Raw genomic sequence first — 23,563 nt, 5'->3', positions numbered from 1 at the left:
GATCTTTGTCCCGATAGCGGACACTGCGCATGCCGCTGGCTCTGTACATACTTTTGGCACTGACCGGGTAATAGAGCTGGCAAATAGATCACTAGCAATCGGTGATTAGCGCACTGACGTCGTCGCCAGATCAGTGTTATTTAACAGTCGACCATTGAGGTCTGAGTCGGCGGGCCTGCCGTCGAGCAAGTTTCCTTCTGCTAGAAGTATTTGAATGGGTATGTGTCTCCCGTGATTATTATTGAATCTTTCTCTGTATATACGCTGTTGATGTTGTTGATAACCAATTGTGGGTTGGTTGGGTTTTGAAAAAGATGATAGAAGAGTTCGAAGTAAAGATGATCTTCGATCAAACTTGCTGCTAGGTTTGGATGGGTGTTCAGAAGTTCATTGAAAGTCGGGTAATCAACTGTCGCAAGCTCGGGGATGTCCGCATAGCCTTGCACGGTATCGTCAATCCTGCATTCCGAAATAAACGTATCTGCAATAATTTCAAACTTTCTTGGAAAGTCGCCGGGTTTGATTTGCAGTATGTAGGGCTGAGTCTTGATCGTAACCGCCTCTCCGAATCCCAAGCTTCTATAAGATACGGTATTTGGATTGACTGCGTTGCCCGAGCACTTAAATATCATGGTTTTGCTTTCGCTGTTATAGGTTTGGTTGTCGAGATTTTTTTACCCGAAAGAAAACTCCCCTTGCACTACAAGTCTGAGGCCTTTCCCAAAACAATCGCATCGGCATCGGCATCGGCATCGGCATCGGCATCGGCATCGAACGCAGACTGCTTTAGCTTAGGGTGTTGCTTAAACATTTTTTTGCTGAGAGAGTGGCGCCGCCACATCCTATGTATTAGCCAATGTCAGGTCCACTGCTTTCCCCGTATACTTCAGATTTGTAAAGGCTGCATCAGATTTGTTTAACTTTATGTAGTGTGTGGTCTAAAGTTTTTTCAAGGCCGCTCCAAGTTTTGGCGGTGTCGGTGAATATTGGAAATTCTCCAAGCTTGATTTGCAATTAATGAAATTCTAAAAGTGCCATTTTTGCTAAATAATAGATGCCATCCGATGTCTATTATTTGTTCCAGGCCAGTAGTTGTGCTCGTCGTGATTTTTGCTGTTCACGTCCAGGTTGTCGGTGCATTCGTAGCGGGTAGTACTGCCGAGTTCGCTCTATTCGGGAGTTACGCGATCGTCAGTTGTTGGTATACGCGCGCGTGGTACGCTGAGCAGATTAGATGTGCCAGGTGACTCGCGGCGTTTCATTTGTAAAAAAGCTGCACTGAGAAAGGGCAAGCATCGAAAATCTTGTGTCGACACTTCCTATGTTTTGAAAAATCGATAGCCGGCATCAAAGACGCTTATGGTATGCATGTTGCTGTAATTCACTTCGAATATTCCTTCAATTGGCGGTTGCGTGCGTTTCGCCTGTAAATTTAGAGTTTCTGCCACGTTTCGAAGTTTATGGTATGTTGCTATGTAGACATGATCGGAAGCGGAGAAGTCAAGAGTTATCTTTTGGGGTGAAATAATCGCAAGATTGATTAGGAGTTGAGGTGATGAGAATGATCTACCTCCAATGTCATAGATCTTGTCTTTATTTTCCAGTTTGGGTCTGTAAATTTCATGTAATAAGTAGTCTTTCCCTTGATCTAAGACTCTTACCAGTTTTTCGTGACCTTTTATTTTTTCAAATGTAACGGCTGCTTTTTTGATTATTAGGAAGCCATCCTCGTCCATGTTTTCTAGAAAGTTTAAGTCTTGGCTTTCTATTGAAGACGTTATTGGCTAATCTAATAGGTTGAGAACAAAATTGAAGGTTTCTACTTGGAATTTTTCCTTTATGTTTTCAGTGGGAGGGATATTCATGTAGGATATAATTCCGCCTGCATTGTCGTAATCGATTGCACCAAAATATCTGTAATGTCAATGTAGATATTCATTTTGCTTTTTTGATTGCCGATTGATTATAGGCTGTCTTAATTAATTGTTGGTTCTTTATTGGCGCCTTTTTGGTAAGTGGCGTTGGGCGTTTGTCGGTAATATTTTAAAAGTTCGCTTATACAAGATTTGGTGGGCTTAGCTATTATATTTCTGATGATTCTGCTTTCGCAAGTAAACTATATATTTCTGGTTCTATTTCACTTTTTGGTGTGGTATCTATTATCTGCTTTACATGGTGAGAGTATTTTTTTTCAATCGGTACTTCGGCCCAGTCGAGCTCGTAAATAGAAATAATTTTAACGTCTTTATATCCCGATTTTGAAAGTAGAGTCTTTAAAATTTCTATGGCTTGGGTGGTACGATTTTCTCCAAGTGAAACGGCGCATCTTTGTTGCCAAAATTCCGGCATTTTGAGTATTGCTTTTTTTAGGACTTCCCAGTCCTTATCACTGAAGTCTATGAGTACCGTTTTAGCAACTAGCTCGGTGCTGTATTCAGTCCATGGTGAATCTTCAGATTCACCTATCCATGAGCAGAGCTTTTTATATAGATTTTCTTCATTGCCAGTCGTCATGGTGTTGCTCCCGTAGGGTATGAAGAAGTGATGACATCGTTTTCTTTAATAACCTGCCATTGAACTCCGTCCACGATTTTGGTGTGTTCGGTCACTACCGCGCCTGGATCGTTCCGTAACACTCTGCCTGGCTCTGCTGCTACCTCATCAGTAACTCTCAAGATTTTCGCGTCACTCCAAGATTTCGGCGCAAATGTATGTCTATTTGGAGACTTTGCTGCAGACCAGCCGATGGTTCCATCCTTACGCTCTAAAATCATTTTAAAATTTTTAACGCTGGTAGTTCCGTCCTTGTTAGTGCTGACAATATCGTACTGATATTTTGGAGAGTTCATAACCTGCGCCGAATGACCGCCTACTGGTTTGTTATGGCCGGGGCTCCGTGTGCCATACAGTATTTTGTTCTGCATTGCCTTGGGGATCGGTCCGGTATAGGGCGCTTCGGGGCTGCCGTCATCAACTTTCGATTTTTTTTCTTCTTGGTCAGTTCGGTTACCTGATGAATCTTTATCTCCGGCTCCGGGACATGTATTCAATCCTAGAGGATCCACCCACCCCGTAGGATTGGTCACGTACTGGTAGCTATTCAACCCACCCGCAAGCTTGATCGGATCCGGCGTCAAAAACCGTCCAGTCCCCGGATTGTAGTAGCGGTGGCGGTTGTAATGTAACCCTGTCTCGGCGTCGAAATACTGACCTTGGAAGCGTAACGGGTTATCGATTTCGCTCACATCCAGCGCCGCGAGGTTGCCGTAGGCGCGGTATTTTGCCGACCACATGATTTCGCCGCTGTAGTCGGTCAGTTCTTGAGGGGTGCCGAGGTGGTCGAGTTGGTAATAGAACGGGGCCGCTTTTAGCGGGCCTTCGCCGTCGAGCATTGCCAACGGGCGGAAGGTGCCCGGTTCGTAGATGTAACTGCGGTAGCGGTTCTCGGCGCTTTCAGCGATGAGGCGTTCGCCTTGCCACAGAAACTCGGTGGTGTGACCGTCGACTGACTTTTCAATGCGGCGGCCAAAGGCGTCGTATTTGTAGGTTGCAGTGCTGCCACCCGGCAGGCTGACGCCGATCAGGCGGTGCTGGCAGTCGTAGCGGTATTCGGTGACAAGTTTTTGGCCTGTTCCTCGACTCTCGCGGACTAGGTTGCCATAGGCGTCGTAATCGTAGTGGCGGTCGCCTTGCATGAGCAGGCGATTGCCTTTAACGTTGGCGAGATTCGCAACGGGCAGGTCATTTTGTCCGAGCAGGTTGCCCGCCGGGTCGTGGGCGAAGCTCTCTGGCATGGCGCCGCGCACGCTGATCAGGCGATCCAGCGGGTCGTAGTGATAGCTGCGGTTGCCTTTGCGGCTGTCGTCGATTCCGGCGAGGTTGCCGTTGGCGTCGTAGTTGTAGCGACGCTGGAACAGGTGCTTGTCCCGTTGGCTAACGCTGTGCGCTTGCAGACGTCCCTGTTCATCGTATTGGTATTGGCTAAGCAGCAGACCTTGTTGGCGCTGTTGCTCTCGACCAGCGTTGAACTGATGAGAGGTCAGGCGAGAACCGTTGAGGTCGATGCTGGTGAGTTGCCCGCCAGGCTGGTGGCGGTAATCGAGTTTGCTGCCATCGGGCAAGCGGCAGTGCTTGAGCTGGCCGACGCTATCGTATTCGTAGCGCAGAGTGCCCCAGCCTTGGTGCTCCTCGATGAGTCGGTCTTGCAGGTCGTATTTGTAGGCGAGCGGCCAGTGGCCGTCGTCAACGTTAACGAGGCGGCCAAGCGCGTCGTAGCTGTAGTGAATCTCTTCGCCGTCGGGCAGCGTTTTTACAAGCAACCGGCCTGCGGCATCACGCTGATATTCGGTGACCAGTTCGCTGCCGTCGTCGCCGAACTCGGTTTTCTTCAGCAGTTGGCCGTTGAGGTCGTACTCGTAGCCAGTCCGACGACCATCGAAGCCGGTTTCCTGTTGAATCAGGCCGTTGGCGTAGTAATCAAGGTGATAGTGCTCGCCGCGCTCGTTTTCAATTTCAGTGAGCAACAGACGCGAGTTGTCGTAGCGGTAGCGCAGTTGGCTGCCGTCGGGATTGATTCGGCGGCTGACGAGGTGAAGATTGTCGGCATATTCATAGCGGGTGATACGGCCAAGTTCGTCACGTTCAGCAGTGACATTGCCGTAGGCGTTGTAGCTGAATGCGCGAGTGGCGCCGCCGGGCAGCGTAACTTGGGCAAGGCGATTGGCAGCATCCCATTGGTAATGAGTGATCGCGCCGGACTCTTCCTGGCGAGTGATCTGCCTGCCTAGTGCATCGTAACGGTACTTGCGCTGACCGCCGTCGGGAAGACGTTCTTCAAGCAGTTGACCGAGATTGTTCCAACCGAGTTGATGACGGCTGCCGTCCGGGTGACGGATTTCCAACAGACGACCCTGCGGGTCATAGCTGTAATGGCTGGCATTGCCGTCCGGGTCAATCTGCGCAGTGACATCACCTTGTCGGTTGCGTTGATACTTCCAACTGGCTTTGCCGCGACGAACGTCGCTGACGAAACCATTGATGTACTCGTAAGTGGTGGCTTCGTCTTCCGGCGGGATGACCGCGGTCATCAAACCATTATCGTCATAGCGATATTCAGTGACTGCGCCCAGCGGATCCTTTTCGGCGATCAATTGGCCTTTGTCGTTGTAGGCCTTGAGATGCTCGGCACCATCCGGATCGATCTTGCTGATCAATCGGGCCTGATCGTCGTGGGTATAGACCTCTTCGCTGCCATCGGCGTTGGTTACGGTGACGCTGCCTTTGTCGTCCCAGACGTACTGCGCTTCCATCTGCGAAAAGTTGGCCCAGTGACGAGTGCAGCGAGACAGTTTGCCTTCGTTTTCCCATTCCCAATAGAACGCCGCGCCGCCTGCCAATTGCCGCTCGAGAATGACGTGCTGCTCGTTGTAGCGATAACGCTCGGCTTCGCCCGCCGCGTTTTTCGCCTCGATCAGGCGATGTTGCGCGTCGTAGCTATAGGTGACCAACGTCTGCACGGTATTCCAGACGTCTTCCAGATTATCGGCGGGCAGAAACTGCTGATAATCGACGGCGATGATGTGCTTGCGGTCGTAGCGCAGAAGCAGGGCGCGGCCGGCACCGTTGTCGAGACGTTTGATGCGCCCATGGATGTCGCGAGTAACGTGCAAGCGGTTGCCATAGCTATCGCTGATGGCGATCAGGGTCGCGCCTTTGCTGTCGAAGCGGAAGTGATAGAACGATGGTCGCTTGCCAGCCTGCGCGAGAATCAGCTCGGATGGATCGTCACCTAGAAAAATGGCCGCGTGCGATAGGCTGTTGGTGATGGCGGGACGCTGCTCGCTCGGAAGTGGGAAAACGGTGGAGCGGTTTTCCTGATCGGTCCAGATGACTTCATCGCCATTGATCTCGATGCGGTGGGCGAGCGCGTGGCTCCAGCCATAGCCGAGACCGCAGTCGATTTCCACAGCGCTGGTGCGATAGAGACGGGTCCATTCGAATGGCAGCAGGCCGTCGAGTTGGCCGTCAGTTAACGTCAATAACTCTTCGCCAGTGACCATCGAAACAGGGCACCCGTTAGTGCAAGTCTTTGCAGCAGGTTCTGCGCTCTTTTCGGCGGGATTCGTCGCCTGGTTCGATACGTCATCAGCGACTTTACCGTCAGCAAGTCTGGCGTTTTTCTTCCCATCAAAACGCAACTCGGAAATCCCGTTCCTGACCTTCGCGGTCACCCCTCGGGCCGCCACTGCGGTGTACTTGGCGACATACTCCATAAAGCCGTTGATGATCTTGAACACCGACTTCACGAAGCCGATCACAGCCTTGATGACAAGCTCTCCGTACTTCTTCAGTCGGGCCGCAAGGTAGATGACGCCGGTACCTTCTGCCGCGATGGTCAGTACCACGCCGATCACGATGTCGATCGCAATGCCAACCACAATTGCCGTGGTCATCTTCGCTACATCGCCTGCCATTTTCATCGGCGGCAAGCCCGCCAGCCAGATCACCGCGCTGCGCACCAGCAAAAACAAGGCCGCTTCATCACTGGCCAGCAACATGGCTTTTTTCATGATGTCCGGCGAGCTTTTAGCGACTTTGATCAGCTCGTCTGCGCCAGCGCCGAGATCCTTGGCGAATTTCTTCGGATCCTGGAGGATATCGAGCACAAGGCTGATGCCGTCCCACACACCCTTGATGGCCTCCCAGCCACCTTCAAGAATGCCGTTGCCGATGGCCATGGCTGTGCCGGAGGTCGAAAGATTCGACCATTGCGGTTTGAAGCCGGCCCATTCCTTGCGCAGGAAACCTTCAAGGTCCGCAGTCACGCCGCTGTAAGAACTGAAGAGGGCGTCGATCTGCGCCGGGGTCACTTCGTTATGGACGCGAATCGTGTAGAACTTGCCGGGCACACCGCCGGTCCATGCGGCTTTGCCTTGGGCGTCGAGTTTGACCTTGCTGACAGCACCACCGTCCACGGCCACGATTTCGACTTCGATATCGCCGACGGGAATGTCGTAAACCGATTCGAATTTGCTCTCGATCAGCAACGGACCCTTGAGCGGACATTGAGCCACGTTCGAGGTGAAGTTACCGTCGGTCATGCTCACCGTTTTACTGGTGTTGCCCGCCTTGATGACACGCTCCATGCCCAACAAGGACGGCATGTCCGCGGCACGGCTACCCTTGTCGAGAGCCTGTGCGTACCAGGTTTTTGTTTGTTCCTGATACAGCTTCAGACTGTCCTTGAAGGTGTTCAGTTGGTTGTCAACAAAGGCAACGCGATCCATCAGCCTTGCTCCAGAATCAGGTGGTTTATCAATGCTTCTTTAAGATTTTGCGGCGCATCCGGGCGGCGCACGAAGCGGGTGATTTTCAGCTTCAGATTGTTCTCGGGCCATGCGGTGTAGAGGTCCGGGCGGTCTTCTTCCAGCCACTGCATCAGGTTGCTGACCAGCGTCGCCGGATTGTCCTTGCTCAACCCTTCCAACAACCCCTTCGGCACCTCCCACCACGGCCAGTCCTTGACCTTCGGCACAACTCGCGTGCCCACTTCCAGCGCCTGCCCATTGATCAGATACCGCTCAAACACCGGCAGCACCTCTCCAGCCTTTTCCCCAAGCCCCCGCAGAATCGGATAAATATGCCGGCCATCCCAAAACCGGAAAAACACCTCGGTGCCATCCGGCATTTTCACCTGCGTCAGGCTGCGCAGATGCTCGAACACTTCGTTCGGTTCTGAACGCGATACCGCCAGCCAGCCCCAGTCGAGGGCGTCGGTTTCGGCGATCCATGGCAGGAAGGCGGAGTTGGCTTTGAGTTCGGTGAGGTAGGGCATCACCGGTTGCCAGGTGGAGTAGGGCGTGCCGCCCCAGATCGGGATGAGCTGGGCGGTGGGTTCGGTGAGGTACAGGGTTTTCAGGGCGTCGGCATCGCTGGCCGCGCTGACGACCAGATACAAGCGCTCGCCGCTTTGCAGCGGCTGTTGCGCCAGCCAGTCTTTGGGGGTGATTCGTTCAGATGGCACAGGCACCTGCCTTGCATTTTTCGCATTCTTCACAGAACGGCGCGTTACGTTTGAGTGTATTGATTTGCGCCGGGGTCAGGACCTGGCCGGCCTTGTCGGCATCCGCTTGTTTCAACACGCCGGGCATCAACGGCGCGGCGCCCGTGCCAACGCCCGGGCTGCCGCCGGAGTTCATGTTGATCACCGGGCCGCTCATGGTCACGCCACCAGCATCAATCTTGATGAAGCTGCCGCCGCCGACCAGGGTCAGCTCCGCACCGGCTTCCATCACCACTTTCATGCCACTGCTAAGGTGGATTTCCTGGCCGGCGTCGATGAACTGGCCGGTGCCGATCTTGATGTGCTGATTCACGCCGACGGTGAGGTGGTCGTTGGCGCGGGTTTCGACTTTGCGGTCGGCGTAGACGGTGTGGTGTTCTTCGGCCTTGAATTCGCTGTAGCTGTTCTGTTCGACGGTGTCGTGGCGTTCGTTGCCGACGCGGATTTTCTGGTCGTGCTCGATGTTCTCGTCCCAGTCGCGCTGGGCGTGCAGATAGATCTGTTCCTGGCCTTTCTTGTCTTCGATGCGCAGTTCGTTGTAGCCGCCACCACCCATGGAACTCAGGGTCTTGAAGGTGCTGCGGGTCTTGTTTGCCGGCAGTGGATAGGGGACGGTGTTTTCCTTGTGGTACAGGCAGCCGCTGATCAAGGGCTGATCGGGGTCGCCTTCAAGGAACGTGACGAGCACTTCCATGCCAATGCGCGGGATGGCGATGCCGCCGTACTGGGCGCCGGCCCAGGCGCTGGAGATGCGCAGCCAGCAACTGGTCTTGTCGTCGGCCTGGCCTTCGCGGTCCCAGTGGAATTGGACTTTGACCCGGCCGTATTCGTCGCAGTGGATTTCTTCACCTTTCGGGCCGGTGACCACCGCGCTCTGGCTGCCGAGGATGCGCGGTTTCGGGTGGCGTAGCGGCGGGCGATTGGGCACGTCCCACGGCGTGGCCTGGAAGCGGTTGCGGTAGCCCTGGTGGAAATCGTCTTTCAGCGCGGTGGTGTCGCTGGTCACCGACTCTTCGAGCACCTGCGGCTGCTTGCCTTCATGCAGCACTTCGGTGAGCAGCCAGAGGTCGTTCCATTTGGCTTTCGGGTGTTCGGTCAGGGCGAGGAAATGGCCGCTGACCAGCAGTGGCTGATCACTCTTGCCTTCGGCGAGCTGGAAGTCGCTGCGGTGGCGTTCGAGGGCGCGTTTGGCCAAATGTTTGCCGCGCTCGCGGTCGATGAAGCGCCCCGGGTAATCGTAGTCTTCAAGGTCGGGCAGGGCGTCGCCACGGTTTTCGCTTTCCAGGGTCAGGCGCGGTTTTTCGAAGTCGTAGTCGCGGCGGGTGGTGCGGCTGGTGCGGGTTTCCAGGCGCAGGTCGAAACGCTTGATCACCGGGTTGCTGGCGACCATGCCGGAGTCTTGCTGATAGGGCACGGGGGCGAGTTTTGGAAACACCGTCTGGTCATCGCCGAAAACGAGCTTGTGCGCGTTGGCGCTGTGCTGGAAGTGGAAGTGAATGCCTTCTTCTTCGCACAGGCGCTGGATGAAATGCAGATCCGACTCGTCGTATTGCACGCAGTAGATGCGTTCAGGATAGATCGAACCGGTCTTGAATTCGTAGGCGTTGCTCTGGATGCCGTGCTCTTCCAGCACCATGCCGATGATTTTCGGCACGCTGAGGTTCTGGAAGATGCGCTGGTTGATGCGGTGCGCCAGATACGCCAGTTGCGGACGCAGCGTCACCGAATAACGGGTCAGGCGCTTGCCCGAGTCACCTTGCGCGGCGCGGTAGATCTGGCCATGGATGCCGCTGCCGTCAGGCGACAGCTGCAGGAAGGCCGGTTTGTGCAGCAGGGTTTCGAGGTCCAGCGACGGCTGCTCACTGACCAGCTCCACCTCAAAGACAAAAGGCTGGCTGATGGCTTCCCGGCCGGTGAGGGTAAACACCTGAAAGTCGGCGGAAAGCCCTTCGATGGTCAGGGCAAAGTGGGTTTCATTGGCCGGCGCGAACATCCCTTGTTCCTCGTGCTGTACAGCGGCGCTCGTCGACGGCCGCAAAAAAGCGGCTCAACGTACGCGAAATTCTGGAGGGGCGTAAACAACATCGACCAGCAGAGCTGGCCGATGCGTGTAACGGTCAGCCGTAATTAAACGACTGGAGCACGCCAGTCATCGGAACCCGAAGTACCGGATACTTCGTGGGTCCAGGTGATTTTACGGTAGGTGAACTGCACTTCTTCCAGGTGGGTGAAGTGCGCGTTGCCTGGATCCTGGCAGTTGTGCATTTTGTTGTTGATGGCGACGATGATCGCGTCTTCCAGTTTGGTGGTGTAGTAGTGCTCTTGGGTGCCTTGAGCCGAAGTGCGGTACCACTGGATAACGATTTCGCTCATGCGCTCGCCGGAAGTCAGAGCTGCTTGCAGCAGTGGCGAAGCCTTGTCGTAGACCTTGGTGATCACAACTGGCTTGTGTACGCGCTGACCGGTTGGCTGACCGGATTGCGGGTCACGCGGGATGATCACGTCGTGGGTGAAAGCCTGAACCATAACCTGGTCTTCGTGGCCTTCCTGGTAGGTGTTGCCAACGGAGTCGGCGGTGAAAGCGCCGGCAGTGATCAGGCCTTGTTTTTCGCCGGTAACCGACATGTACGCTGGTGTTGCCATGGGGTGCTCTCCTTGCGGATAAAGTTAGGGTGCCCGGAGGCGAAATCGCCCGGTGGGTGGCTGAGAGTTATCAAGGAGCGTGCCAGGTTTTGCGCGGTGCCCGGATGGCGGGGACGCCACGGTAGTCGGTGACCATTCGCGGCGTTTTTCACCGGGATAACCGGGAGAAAGTGCGCAAGAAGTTGCGCAGTACTGCGCAACTTCTTGCGCACTTGGCTGCAGGCCTTGCGCCGCTTGAGCTGCAGAGGATTCAGGCCCTGAAATATTACGACCAACTGCGCAACTTCTTGCGCAGTTGGGTATTTGCCGAGATCGCGGTGTTGCCTTCGCGAGCAGGCTCGCTCCCACAAGGACAGTACTGCCAGCGAAAGCGTCTTATAAATGAAACACCGCCCTCGGCTATACTCCCCGCATTTCGATCAGGCACGAGGATTCACTGTGAAGAACTGGACGTTGCGCCAACGCATTTTGGCGAGCTTTGCGGTGATTATCGCCATCATGCTGTTGATGGTGGTGCTGTCCTACTCGCGGTTGTTGAAAATCGAGGCCAGTGAAAACAGCGTGCGCGACGATGCCATTCCCGGCGTCTATTACAGCTCGATGATTCGTGGTGCATGGGTCGACAGTTATTTGCAGACCCAGGAGCTGCTCGGCCTCAAGGAAGGCCAGGGCGTTTCCAGCGAAGACGCAGCGGACTACAAGGCGTTCGAGGCGCGTCTGCAAGAGCAGATGGCCAACTATCGCAAGACCATGGCCACCGATGAAGACCGCTCCGAATTCGCCTTGTTCGAGAAGTACCACGACACCTACATCCAGATTCAGGATGCCGTGCTGGACCTGCACAAGCGCAATCTGGAAGCCGATGCCATCAAGCTGTTCAACGAGAAACTGACCCCGGCGTGGTACACCGGGCGTATGAAACTCAACGACATTATTGGCGAAAACAAAGTCGTCGCTGATAACGCCATGGCCAACATCGACGATGCGGTCGCAACGGCCAAAGTCAGCATGGTCATTTCCCTGCTGGTCGCGGTACTGGTTGCCGGCCTCTGCGGTCTGCTGTTGATGCGCGCGATCATGGCGCCGATGAACCGCATCGTGACCATCCTCGACATCATGCGCACCGGCGATCTGAGTTCGCGCCTGAACCTTGATCGCAAGGACGAATTCGGCGCGGTCGAAACCGGCTTCAACGACATGATGACCGAGCTGACGTCGCTGGTGTCCCAGGCCCAGCGCTCCTCGGTGCAGGTGACCACCTCGGTGACCGAGATCGCCGCCACTTCCAAGCAGCAACAGGCCACCGCCACCGAAACCGCAGCGACCACCACCGAAATCGGCGCAACCTCCCGTGAGATCGCCGCGACTTCGCGGGATCTGGTGCGCACCATGACCGAAGTGTCCACCGCTGCCGATCAGGCCTCGGTGCTCGCCGGCTCCGGCCAGCAAGGCCTGGCGCGCATGGAAGACACCATGCACTCGGTCATGGGCGCGGCGGATCTGGTCAACGCCAAACTGGCGATCCTCAACGAGAAGGCCGGCAACATCAATCAGGTGGTGGTGACCATCGTCAAGGTGGCCGACCAGACCAACCTGCTGTCGCTCAACGCAGCGATCGAAGCCGAGAAGGCCGGCGAGTACGGTCGCGGTTTTGCCGTGGTCGCCACCGAAGTCCGGCGTCTGGCCGATCAGACCGCCGTGGCCACCTACGACATCGAACAGATGGTCCGCGAGATCCAGTCGGCGGTGTCGGCCGGGGTGATGGGCATGGACAAGTTTTCCGAAGAAGTGCGCCGCGGCATGTCGGAAGTGCAGCAGGTCGGCGAGCAGCTGTCGCAGATCATCCATCAGGTGCAGGCGCTGGCGCCGCGCGTGCTGATGGTCAACGAAGGGATGCAGGCCCAGGCCACTGGCGCCGAGCAGATCAACCATGCGCTGGTGCAGTTGGGCGATGCCAGCAGCCAGACCGTCGAGTCGCTGCGTCAGGCCAGTTTCGCTATCGACGAACTGAGTCAGGTGGCCGTCGGCCTGCGCAGCGGCGTTTCGCGATTCAAAGTCTGATGAGCGAAATCATCGCCAAACGAGGCAGTGCGCCAGTGGCGAAGCCGGCGCTGTTCCTGCTGTTTCGCATCGGCAGCGAACGCTACGCCCTGCGCGCCACGGAAGTGGCCGAAGTGCTGCCGCGCCTGCCGCTGAAACCGATTGCCCGGGCGCCGCAGTGGGTGGCCGGGGTGTTCGCCTATCGCGGGGCGGTGGTGCCAGTGATCGATCTCAGCGCGCTCACTTTCGGTCAGCCCGCCGAGGCGCGCACCAGCACGCGGCTGGTGCTGGTCAATTATCAGCCGGATCAATCGCAAGCAGCGCAATGGCTCGGGCTGATTCTCGAGCAGGCCACCGACACGCTGCGCTGTCATCCGCAAGATTTCCAGCCTTACGGCCTCGACAACCGTGAGGCGCCGTACCTCGGTCCGGTGCGCGAGGATGCGCAGGGATTGCTGCAATGGGTGCGGGTCAATGACTTGCTCGATGACGCCGTGCGCAGCTTGCTGTTCCCCGATCCGCCGCGTGATCCGGCGCAGCTTGAGGCGCAGTCATGAGCAGTGAGCAGCGCTTTTTCGATTTCCTCAAGGAACGCATCGGCCTTGATGTCGCGTCGGTGGGCGCGGCGATCATCGAGCGTGCCGTGCGCCAGCGCACGACCCTGTCCCAGGCCGCCCACGCCGACGAATATTGGCAGCTGTTGCAAGGCTCGCGGGACGAGCAGCAGGCGCTGATCGAAGCGGTGATCGTTCCGGAAACGTGGTTTTTCCGTTATCCGGAATCTTTCGCGACGCTGGGCAAACTGGCGCGAGGTCGGCTTAAAGAACTCAATAATATGCGCGCGCTGCGAATTCTGAGCCTGCCGTGCTCGACCGGCGAAGAACCCTACTCGATTGCCATGGCCTTGCTTGATGCCGGATTGCAGCCGCATCAATTCAAGGTCGACGGCATGGACATCAGCCCGCTCTCGGTGGAAAAGGCGCGGCGTGCGGTGTATGGCAAGAACTCCTTTCGCGGTCAGGATCTGGAATACCGCGAGCGACATTTTTTTGCCGAGCAGGACGGCCACCGGGTCAACGAATACGTTCGCGAACAAGTGCGCTGGCAAGTCGGCAATGTGCTCGATCCGACGCTGTTGGCGACCGAGCCGGCCTTCGATTTCGTGTTCTGCCGCAACCTGCTGATCTACTTCGACCAGCCGACGCAAAAGCAGGTGTTCGAAGTGCTCAAGCGCCTGACCCACGTCGACGGCGTGCTGTTTATCGGCCCGGCGGAGGGCAGTCTGCTCGGGCGCTTGGGCATGCGCTCGATCGGCATCCCGCAGTCGTTCGCTTTCAGCCGCCATAGCGAGCCGCACCCCGAACCGCTGCCGACGCCCAAACCGGTCGCCGTGCCGATCAGCCAACCACTGCGCAGCGCGCCGCCGCCAGCGCCAGTGCGCAATCGGCCGTTCGCTGCCGTGACGGCTTTGCCGGTGACGAAAAAAACTGCCGACCCGGACGCCGCAACGCTGTTGGCGCAGATTGCTGCACTGGCCAACGAAGGCAAAAGCGCCGAGGCCCGTGCCGCGTGCGAACACTATCTGCGCAGCCATGAACCCGTGGCGCAGGTGTTCTATTGGCTCGGCCTGCTCAGCGATGTCGCCGGCCTGAGCCTCGAAGCCCAGGGGTATTACCGCAAGGCCTTGTACCTCGAACCGCAACACCCCGAAGCGCTGATGCACCTGGCCGTATTGCTGCAGGCTCAGGGCGATACGGCGGGTGCCCGACGATTGCAGGAGCGCGCCGCCCGCAGCGGGCGCACCGCCGACAGTGAGCGTAAACGATGAGCGCGTCCGACACCTTGAACGTTACCCACGAAGACGCCCGCGCCATCGACGATTGCTGGAACCGCATCGGCATTCATGGCGACAAGTCCTGCCCGTTGCTGGAAGAGCACATCCATTGCCGCAACTGCTCGGTATATTCCGCCGCCGCCACACGCCTGCTCGACCGCTATTCGTTGCAGCAGGACCAGCGCGAAGCAGTGGTCAGCAAGGTCGAAACCGACGTCAAGACCCGCTCGCTGCTGATGTTCCGCCTCGGCGAGGAATGGCTCGGACTTGCGACGCGCAGCCTCGTCGAAGTCGCGCCGTTGCAGGCGATTCACTCGCTGCCGCACCAGCGCTCACGGGCCTTGCTCGGCGTGGCCAATGTCCGTGGCGCCTTGGTAGCTTGCTTGTCGCTGGTGGAGTTGCTCGACCTCGACGGCAGTGCCGCGCCGGCCAGCGGCGGACGCGTCATGCCGCGCATGCTGATCATCGCCGCGCACGGCGGGCCGGTGGTGGTGCCGGTAGACGAGGTCGACGGCATCCATGCCATCGACGAGCGCATCCTCGACGCCGCGTCGCAGTCCGGTGCGCAGAACAGTGCCAAGTACACCCGTGGCGTTCTGCAATATCGCGGTCGCAGCCTGCGCTGGCTGGATGAAGAACAGCTGTTGTCCGCCGTGACCCGGAGCCTGACATGACCCCCGAGCAAATGCGCGACGCCTCTCTGCTCGAGCTGTTCAGTCTCGAAGCCGAAGCCCAGACCCAAGTGCTCAGCGCCGGGCTGTTGGCGCTGGAGCGCAATCCGACCCAGGCCGATCAGCTGGAGTCGTGCATGCGTGCGGCGCACTCGCTCAAAGGTGCGGCGCGCATTGTTGGCATCGACAGCGGCGTCAGCGTCGCCCACGTCATGGAGGATTGCCTGGTCAGCGCGCAGGAAGGGCGTTTGTTGCTGCGTCCCGAACACATCGACGCGTTGTTGCAGGGCACCGACCTGCTGATGCGCATCGCCACGCCGGCCAATGCGCCGCAACCCACGGACATTGAAGCCTACGTGACGCTGATGGGGCGTCTGCTCGATCCTTCGGCGCCAGCCGCTGTGGTTGCCACGCCACCAATGGCCGAGTTGCAGATCGAGCCAGTGCCGATAGTGTCGGCGCCGATTGTCGACGAGCCCGCCGAACCGACCCCGCGTAAAAACAAACGCACCACCGAAGGCGGCGAGCGCGTTTTGCGCGTCACTGCCGAACGCCTGAACAGCCTGCTCGATCTGTCGAGCAAATCGCTGGTGGAAACCCAGCGTCTCAAGCCGCATCTGGCGACCATGCAGCGCCTCAAGCGCATGCAGAACAACGGCCTGCGCGCGCTGGAAAATCTCAATGTGCACCTGAAGGAGCATGCACTGAGCCTGGAAGCGCTCGAGTCGCTGGAAGATGCGCGACGTTTGCTCGCCGAGTCGCAGCAATTGCTCAGCGAGAAAAACGCCGAACTCGACGAATTCGCCTGGCAGGCCAGCCAGCGTGCACAAGTGCTCTACGACACCGCGCTGGCCTGTCGCATGCGCCCGTTTGCCGACGTGCTCAGCGGGCAGGCGCGCATGGTTCGCGATCTCGGACGCAGTCTTGGCAAACAAGTGCGCCTGGAGATCGAAGGCGAGAAAACTCAGGTCGATCGCGACGTGCTGGAAAAGCTCGAAGCGCCGCTGACTCATTTGCTGCGCAACGCCGTCGATCACGGCATCGAATCCCCGGAGCAGCGCCTGCTCAAGGGCAAGCCCGAAGAAGGCCTGATTCGTCTGCGCGCCTCCCACCAAGCCGGTTTGCTGGTGCTGGAACTCAGCGATGACGGCGGTGGCGTCGATCTGGAGAAAGTCCACCGCAGCATCGTCGAACGGCAGTTATCCCCAGCCGAAACCGCAGCGCAACTGAGCGAAGAAGAACTGCTGACCTTCCTGTTTCTGCCGGGGTTCAGCCTGCGCGACAAGGTTACCGAAGTGTCCGGGCGCGGGGTCGGCCTCGACGCTGTTCAGCATATGGTCCGCCAATTGCGTGGGGCCGTGGTGCTGGAGCAGACGGCGGGCGAGGGCAGCCGTTTCCATCTGGAGGTGCCGTTGACGCTTTCGGTGGTACGCAGCCTCGTGGTGGAAGTCGGCGAAGAGGCTTACGCATTCCCCTTGGCGCACATCGAACGCATGTGCGATCTGGCCCCCGAAGACATCGTGCAGGTCGAAGGACGCCAGCATTTCTGGCACGAAGGCCAGCATGTCGGGCTGGTTGCGGCCAGCCAGTTGCTCAATCGCCCGGCCAGTCAGAACGATGGCGCTACCCTGAAAGTCGTGGTGATCCGCGAGCGCGAGGCGATTTATGGGGTGGCTGTCGAGCGCTTCGTGGGTGAGCGCACGCTGGTGGTGTTGCCGCTGGACGAGCGTCTGGGCAAGGTTCAGGATATTTCCGCCGGGGCCTTGCTCGATGATGGTTCGGTGGTGCTGATCGTCGATGTCGAAGACATGCTGCGTTCGGTAGACAAACTGCTCAACACCGGGCGTCTGGAGCGCATTGCCCGCCACGGCAATCAAACTGCCGAAGCGGCGCGCAAACGGGTGCTGGTGGTCGACGATTCGCTGACCGTGCGCGAGCTGCAACGCAAACTGCTGCTCAATCGCGGCTATGACGTCGCGGTGGCTGTGGACGGCATGGATGGCTGGAATGCGCTGCGTTCGGAGAACTTCGATCTGCTGATCACCGACATCGACATGCCGCGCATGGACGGCATCGAACTGGTCACCCTGCTGCGCCGCGACAACCGTCTGCAATCGCTGCCGGTGATGGTCGTGTCGTACAAGGATCGCGAAGAAGACCGCCGCCGGGGACTGGACGCCGGCGCCGACTATTATCTGGCCAAAGCCAGTTTTCATGACGACGCCCTGCTCGATGCAGTGGTCGAGCTCATCGGGGGGGCGCGGGCATGAGGATCGCAATCGTCAACGATATGCCCCTGGCGGTGGAGGCCCTGCGCCGAGCGCTGGCGTTCGAGCCGGCGCATCAGGTGATCTGGGTCGCCAGCAACGGCGCCGAGGCGGTGCAACGCTGCGCCGAGTGCACGCCAGACCTGATTCTGATGGACCTGATCATGCCGATCATGGACGGTGTCGAAGCCACGCGGCGGATCATGGCCGAGACCCCATGCGCGATCGTCATCGTCACCGTCGACCGCCAGCAGAACGTGCACCGCGTGTTCGAGGCCATGGGCCACGGCGCGCTGGACGTGGTCGACACGCCGGCGATCGGCGCCGGCAATGCCCAGGAAGCGGCGGCGCCGTTGTTGCGCAAGATCCTCAACATCGGCTGGCTGATCGGCGACAAGGCGCCGCGCTCGCGCCCGGCGCCGAGTTCACCGCGCAGTTCGCCGTCACGTCAGCGGCTGGTGGCGATCGGTTCGTCTGCGGGTGGGCCGGCGGCGCTGGAAGTGTTGCTCAAAGGCCTGCCGAAGGATTTTTCCGCCGCGATCGTGCTGGTGCAGCATGTCGATCAGGTGTTCGCCGCCGGCATGGCCGAATGGCTGGCCAGCGCCAGCGGCCTCGATGTGCGTCTGGCCCGTGAAGGCGAGCCGCCGCAAAGTGGCGCGGTGCTGCTGGCCGGGACCAATCACCATATTCGCCTGTTGAAAAACGGCACGCTGGCCTACACCGCCGAACCGGTCAACGAGATCTATCGCCCCTCGATCGACGTGTTTTTCGAGAGCGTTGCCAGTTACTGGAACGGTGACGCGGTCGGGGTTTTATTGACCGGGATGGGGCGCGATGGCGCGCAAGGGCTTAAGCTCATGCGCCAGCAGGGCTATTTGACCATCGCCCAGGATCAGCACAGCAGTGCGGTGTACGGCATGCCCAAGGCTGCCGCGGCAATCGATGCCGCGGTGGAAATCCGCCCGCTGGAAAAGATAGCGCCACGATTGCTGGAGATTTTCCCCAAATGAACAGGTTGATCGGCAATCCAGGCCCCCGCAGTACTCAGGTGACCGCTCATGAATGATTTACAGATCGACGACATTAAAACCGACGAGAACGCCGCCATGGTGTTGTTGGTGGATGATCAGGCGATGATCGGCGAAGCGGTGCGCCGTGGGCTGTCGAATCAGGAAAACATCGACTTCCACTTCTGCTCCGACCCGCAGCAGGCCATCGCCCAGGCGGTGCGGATCAAGCCGACGGTGATCCTCCAGGACCTGGTGATGCCCGGCCTCGATGGCCTGAGCCTGGTGCGCGAATACCGCAATCATCCGGCGACCAAGGACATCCCGATCATCGTTCTCTCGACCAAGGAAGACCCGCTGATCAAAAGCGCGGCGTTCTCCGCTGGCGCCAACGACTATCTGGTGAAACTGCCGGATACCATCGAACTGGTCGCGCGCATTCGCTACCACTCGCGGTCCTACATGACATTGCTGCAACGCGACGCCGCGTACCGAGCGTTGCGGGTCAGCCAGCAGCAATTGCTCGACACCAATCTGGTGCTGCAACGGCTGATGAACTCCGATGGCCTGACCGGGCTGTCCAACCGCCGGCACTTCGACGAGTACCTGGAACTGGAGTGGCGCCGTTCGCTACGTGATCAGACGCAGCTGTCATTGCTGATGATCGACGTCGATTACTTCAAGTCGTACAACGACAGTTTTGGCCACGTTGAAGGCGACGAAGCCTTGCGCAAGGTCGCCACGGCGATCCGCGAGGCCAGCTCGCGGCCATCGGACCTGCCGGCGCGTTACGGCGGCGAGGAGTTTGTGCTGGTGCTGCCGAACACTTCACCGGGCGGCGCGCGGCTGTTGGCCGAGAAACTGCGCCAGACCGTGGCGGCGCTGAAAATTCCGCATAACACGCCGGCCGAGGGCTCCAGTCTGACCATCAGCATTGGTCTGGCGACCATGGTGCCGCAGGCGGGCAGTGATTGCCGGCTGCTGATTTCGGCGGCGGATCGCGGCTTGTATCTGGCCAAGAACAATGGGCGCAATCAGGTCGGGATCGAGTAACGGCCGTTGCCCTCACCCCAGCCCTCTCCCGGAGGGAGAGGGCTGGGGTGAGGTGTCTCGGGCCAGACATCGACCTGAGAGATCGCAGCGATTATGGATCTTCAGGCTTGGCGATCACGGATTCGGTGAAGCCATTCTATTCGGCGTATGTTTCAAATATCCCCCGATCGGTCCCCTCTCCCTCCGGGAGAGGGCTAGGGTGAGGGCAGCAATCTCGGCCCATTCACCGCCAGACGGGCTGCCGCGACAGCCTGTTTACGTTATACTCGCCGGCTTTCAAAAGTTCGCCAACGAGTGCTGCCCGTCATGGAAATCAACCCGATCCTGAACACCATCAAGGACCTGTCCGAGCGCTCCGAAACTATTCGGGGGTATCTTTGACTACGATCAAAAGCATGAGCGTCTGACCGAGGTCAATCGCGAGCTTGAAGATCCGAGTGTCTGGAACAAACCTGAATACGCCCAGGAGCTGGGCCGCGAGCGTGCCGCGCTGGCGCAGATCGTCGACACTCTCGACGAACTGAACGGCGGTCTGGCCGATTGCCGCGACCTGCTGGACATGGCCGTCGAAGAGAACGACGAAGGCGCAGTGGGCGATGTCGTCGCCGAGCTGGCCCGTCTCGAGGAAAATCTGGCCAAGCTGGAATTCCGCCGCATGTTCAGCCATGAAATGGACCCGAACAACGCCTACCTGGACATCCAGGCCGGTTCCGGCGGCACCGAAGCGCAGGACTGGGCCAACATCCTGCTGCGCATGTACCTGCGCTGGGCTGACAAACGCGGTTTCGACGCAACCATCATGGAACTGTCCGCCGGTGAAGTCGCCGGGATCAAGGGCGCGACCGTGCACATCAAGGGCGAATACGCCTTTGGCTGGCTGCGTACCGAGATCGGCGTGCACCGTCTGGTGCGCAAGAGCCCGTTCGACTCCGGTAACCGTCGCCATACCTCGTTCTCCGCTGTTTTCGTCTCGCCAGAGATCGACGACAAGGTGGAAATCGAAATCAACCCGGCAGACCTGCGGATCGACACCTATCGTTCCTCCGGTGCCGGTGGTCAGCACGTAAACACCACCGACTCGGCCGTACGTATCACCCACGTACCGACCAACACCGTGGTCAGCTGCCAGAACGAACGTTCCCAGCACGCCAACAAGGACACCGCGATGAAAATGCTGCGGGCCAAGTTGTACGAGCAGGAAATGCAGAAGCGCAATGCGGCCTCGCAGGCGCTGGAAGACACCAAGTCGGACATCGGCTGGGGTCACCAGATCCGCTCTTACGTGCTCGATGCCTCGCGGATCAAGGATCTGCGTACCAACATCGAACGCAGCGATTGCGACAAGGTGCTCGATGGCGACATCGACGAATACCTGGAAGCGAGCCTGAAATCCGGCCTGTAACACCCTCTGTGGGAGCGGGCTCGCCCGCGATCCCCAGCCGAAGGCTGGGGGCAACGAACCTGATGGAATACTTAAAGACATGAGCGACCTACAACTCGACCCGCAAGCCCTGCAACAGGAAGAAAACTCCCTGATCGCCCTGCGCAAGGAAAAGCTTGCTGCCGAGCGCGCCAAGGGCAATGCCTTCCCGAACGACTTCCGCCGCGAAAACTACTGCGATGCCTTGCAGAAACAGTACGCGGACAAGACCAAGGAAGAGCTGGCAGAGGCTGCAATCCCGGTCAAGGTTGCCGGTCGCATCATGCTCAACCGTGGCTCGTTCATGGTGATCCAGGACATGACCGGACGCATTCAGGTCTACGTCAACCGCAAGACGCTGTCCGAAGAAACCCTGGCTGCGGTGAAAACCTGGGACATGGGCGACATCATTGCTGCCGAAGGCACCCTGGCGCGTTCCGGCAAGGGCGACCTGTACGTTGAAATGACCAACGTGCGTCTGCTGACCAAGTCGCTGCGTCCGCTGCCGGACAAGCACCACGGCCTGACCGACACCGAACAGCGCTACCGTCAGCGTTACGTCGACCTGATCGTCAACGAAGACGTGCGCCAGACCTTCCGCGTGCGTTCGCAAGTGATCGCGCACATCCGCAGCTTCCTGATGAAGCGCGACTTCCTCGAAGTCGAAACACCGATGCTGCAGACCATTCCCGGCGGCGCCGCAGCCAAGCCGTTCGAAACTCACCACAACGCGCTGGACATGGAAATGTTCCTGCGTATCGCTCCTGAGCTGTATCTGAAGCGTCTGGTGGTCGGTGGTTTCGAGAAAGTCTTCGAGATCAACCGTAACTTCCGTAACGAAGGCGTTTCGACTCGTCACAACCCTGAATTCACCATGTTGGAGTTCTATCAGGCGTACGCCGATTACGAAGACAACATGGACCTCACCGAGGAACTGTTCCGCGAGCTGGCGCAGCTGGTGCTGGGCAGCACCGACGTGCCGTACGGCGACAAGGTGTTCCACTTCGGCGAGCCGTTCGTGCGTCTGTCGGTGTTCGACTCGATCCTCAAGTACAACCCTGAGCTGACTGCCGATGATCTGAATGACATCGACAAGGCTCGCGCCATCGCCAAGAAGGCCGGCGCCAAGGTGCTGGGCTTCGAAGGTCTGGGCAAACTGCAGGTGATGATTTTCGAAGAGCTGGTCGAGCACAAGCTGGAGCAGCCGCACTTCATCACTCAGTACCCGTTTGAAGTGTCGCCGCTGGCCCGTCGTAACGACGAGAACCCGAACGTCACCGACCGCTTCGAGCTGTTCATCGGTGGTCGTGAAATCGCCAACGCCTACTCCGAGTTGAACGACGCGGAAGACCAGGCCGAGCGCTTCATGGCGCAGGTGGCCGACAAGGACGCTGGTGACGACGAAGCCATGCACTACGACGCCGACTTTGTCCGTGCGCTGGAGTACGGCATGCCGCCAACCGCCGGTGAAGGTATCGGCATCGATCGCCTGGTGATGTTGCTGACCAACTCGCCGTCGATCCGCGATGTGATCCTGTTCCCGCACATGCGACCGCAAGCGTAAACGTTTCAGTTGAAAAGCCGCCTAAAACAGGCGGCTTTTTATTGCCTGTCTGGTACAAATGTATCAATTGGTTAATTTGCAAATAGCAGAGGAAGTGCTGTCGTGATGGGTGCAATAGCTCAAGAAGGTGCAGCGGGTATCGCCACTGCGGTCGCTGAAAGTGTTCAGTACCAGGGCCGCAAGGCCAGCCGACAGGGCAGTGAGCAGCGTCGCCAGGACATTCTCGACGCCGCGATGCGCATTGTCGTGCGCGACGGCGTGCGTGCCGTGCGCCATCGTGCGGTCGCGGCGGAGGCCGGCGTGCCGCTGTCGGCGACCACGTATTACTTCAAGGACATCGATGACCTGCTCACCGATACCTTCGCCCAATACGTTGAACGCAGCGCGGCGTACATGGCCAAGTTGTGGATCAATAACGAAGGTCTGCTGCGCGAAATGGTGGTCAGCGCCGACGGCAGCCCGGAGTCGCGCTCGCAACTGGCCGATGACATCGCGCGGCTGATGGCCGATTACGTGCACCGGCAACTGATCAACCGCCGCGAGCATCTGATGGCCGAGCAGGCGTTCCGTCAGGAAGCGCTGCTCAATCCGCGTCTGGCCATTCTGGTGCGCTCCCATCAGCAGATTTTGCTGCAGGGCACCTGCCAGTTGTTCCAGGTGCTGGGCTCGCGCGAACCGCAGCAGGATGCCAAGGTGTTGACGGCGATTATCGGACGGATGGAATATCAGGGCCTGCTCAACGACGCCGAGCCATTGGCCGAAGAGGACATGCTCGGGATTCTGACGCGGTATATGCACCTTGTATTGGCGTCGGTGTAACACAATGTCGTCCGTCTGACGCCGATCCCCCTGTAGGAGCTGCCGAAGGCTGCGATCTTTTGATCTGCTTTTAGAAGACCAAGGTCAAAAGATCGCAGCCTTCGGCAGCTCCTACAGGGAGCCCGCGCCCAGTCATTCAAAGCGTCACGTTTTCTACAGGAGTTTCGGGTGGACGATTACCAG

16 protein-coding genes are annotated in these 23,563 nt (G+C 58.4%); 10 read left to right on the top strand and 6 right to left on the bottom strand.

What is annotated here, in order from left to right:
• Window positions 1-1,319: 1,319 nt before the first annotated feature.
• The 6 genes from ACV8MC_RS01580 to ACV8MC_RS01555 form a co-directional block, all read right to left on the bottom strand.
• The gene (locus ACV8MC_RS01580; protein ID WP_457264258.1) at window positions 1,320-1,736 is read right to left on the bottom strand and encodes a hypothetical protein; all 417 of its coding nucleotides are present in this window, start codon (window positions 1,734-1,736) and stop codon (window positions 1,320-1,322) included.
• 346 nt (window positions 1,737-2,082) lie between these two features.
• The gene (locus ACV8MC_RS01575; RefSeq protein WP_252887377.1) at window positions 2,083-2,514 is read right to left on the bottom strand and encodes a HEAT repeat domain-containing protein; all 432 of its coding nucleotides are present in this window, start codon (window positions 2,512-2,514) and stop codon (window positions 2,083-2,085) included.
• Window positions 2,511-7,286 carry an RHS repeat-associated core domain-containing protein gene (locus ACV8MC_RS01570; RefSeq protein ID WP_457264255.1) on the bottom strand — a complete coding sequence of 1,592 codons (4,776 nt, stop codon included), beginning with the start codon at window positions 7,284-7,286 and terminating at the stop codon, window positions 2,511-2,513. The genes ACV8MC_RS01575 and ACV8MC_RS01570 overlap by 4 nt, the downstream gene beginning before the upstream one ends.
• Window positions 7,286-8,023 (bottom strand): DUF4123 domain-containing protein, encoded by a 738-nt coding sequence (locus tag ACV8MC_RS01565; RefSeq protein ID WP_056783139.1) that lies wholly within the window; start codon window positions 8,021-8,023, stop codon window positions 7,286-7,288. The genes ACV8MC_RS01570 and ACV8MC_RS01565 overlap by 1 nt, the downstream gene beginning before the upstream one ends.
• Window positions 8,013-10,055 carry a type VI secretion system tip protein TssI/VgrG gene (gene tssI, locus ACV8MC_RS01560; RefSeq protein WP_457264253.1) on the bottom strand — a complete coding sequence of 681 codons (2,043 nt, stop codon included), beginning with the start codon at window positions 10,053-10,055 and terminating at the stop codon, window positions 8,013-8,015. Before tssI ends, ACV8MC_RS01565 begins: the two co-directional genes overlap by 11 nt.
• Window positions 10,056-10,189: 134 nt before the next feature.
• On the bottom strand, window positions 10,190-10,705 hold the full coding sequence (locus tag ACV8MC_RS01555; RefSeq protein WP_007949952.1) for an Hcp family type VI secretion system effector: 516 nt from the start codon (window positions 10,703-10,705) through the stop codon (window positions 10,190-10,192).
• 438 nt (window positions 10,706-11,143) lie between these two features.
• Between ACV8MC_RS01555 and ACV8MC_RS01550 the strand changes: the two genes are divergently transcribed.
• The 10 genes from ACV8MC_RS01550 to ACV8MC_RS01505 all read left to right on the top strand — a co-directional run bounded on the left by ACV8MC_RS01550 (window position 11,144) and on the right by ACV8MC_RS01505 (window position 23,380).
• Window positions 11,144-12,766, top strand: a complete 1,623-nt coding sequence (locus ACV8MC_RS01550) for a methyl-accepting chemotaxis protein (RefSeq protein WP_071174505.1) — start codon at window positions 11,144-11,146, stop codon at window positions 12,764-12,766.
• Entirely contained in the window at window positions 12,766-13,302 is a 537-nt protein-coding gene (locus ACV8MC_RS01545; protein WP_457264250.1) for a chemotaxis protein CheW, read from the top strand. The genes ACV8MC_RS01550 and ACV8MC_RS01545 overlap by 1 nt, the downstream gene beginning before the upstream one ends.
• On the top strand, window positions 13,299-14,573 hold the full coding sequence (locus tag ACV8MC_RS01540) for a CheR family methyltransferase (RefSeq protein WP_457264248.1): 1,275 nt from the start codon (window positions 13,299-13,301) through the stop codon (window positions 14,571-14,573). The genes ACV8MC_RS01545 and ACV8MC_RS01540 overlap by 4 nt, the downstream gene beginning before the upstream one ends.
• Window positions 14,570-15,253, top strand: a complete 684-nt coding sequence (locus tag ACV8MC_RS01535) for a chemotaxis protein CheW (RefSeq protein WP_457264246.1) — start codon at window positions 14,570-14,572, stop codon at window positions 15,251-15,253. Before ACV8MC_RS01540 ends, ACV8MC_RS01535 begins: the two co-directional genes overlap by 4 nt.
• Window positions 15,250-17,520, top strand: a complete 2,271-nt coding sequence (locus tag ACV8MC_RS01530; RefSeq protein ID WP_457264244.1) for a response regulator — start codon at window positions 15,250-15,252, stop codon at window positions 17,518-17,520. Before ACV8MC_RS01535 ends, ACV8MC_RS01530 begins: the two co-directional genes overlap by 4 nt.
• Complete coding sequence (gene cheB, locus ACV8MC_RS01525) at window positions 17,517-18,527, top strand: chemotaxis response regulator protein-glutamate methylesterase (protein ID WP_095180462.1); 1,011 nt, start codon at window positions 17,517-17,519, stop codon at window positions 18,525-18,527. The genes ACV8MC_RS01530 and cheB overlap by 4 nt, the downstream gene beginning before the upstream one ends.
• 48 nt (window positions 18,528-18,575) lie before the next feature.
• Complete coding sequence (locus ACV8MC_RS01520; protein WP_122699371.1) at window positions 18,576-19,577, top strand: response regulator; 1,002 nt, start codon at window positions 18,576-18,578, stop codon at window positions 19,575-19,577.
• Between the two features lie 306 nt (window positions 19,578-19,883).
• Window positions 19,884-20,979, top strand: a protein-coding gene (gene prfB, locus ACV8MC_RS01515; protein ID WP_099758102.1) for a peptide chain release factor 2 whose coding sequence is annotated in 2 segments (ribosomal slippage) — window positions 19,884-19,955 and window positions 19,957-20,979 — 1,095 coding nt in all. Because the reading frame shifts where the segments join, the coding sequence is not laid out codon by codon here.
• 79 nt (window positions 20,980-21,058) lie between these two features.
• Window positions 21,059-22,561, top strand: coding sequence for a lysine--tRNA ligase (gene lysS, locus ACV8MC_RS01510; protein ID WP_076566067.1), 1,503 nt, complete (start codon window positions 21,059-21,061; stop codon window positions 22,559-22,561).
• A gap of 105 nt (window positions 22,562-22,666) precedes the next feature.
• A complete protein-coding gene (locus ACV8MC_RS01505; RefSeq protein WP_056783159.1) occupies window positions 22,667-23,380 on the top strand; it encodes a TetR/AcrR family transcriptional regulator in 714 nt (237 codons plus the stop codon).
• Window positions 23,381-23,563: the final 183 nt, after the last annotated feature.

It is taken from the genome of Pseudomonas sp. PK-RTE-24 (assembly GCF_054052265.1).
This window is presented reverse-complemented; position numbering and strand designations above follow the sequence as displayed.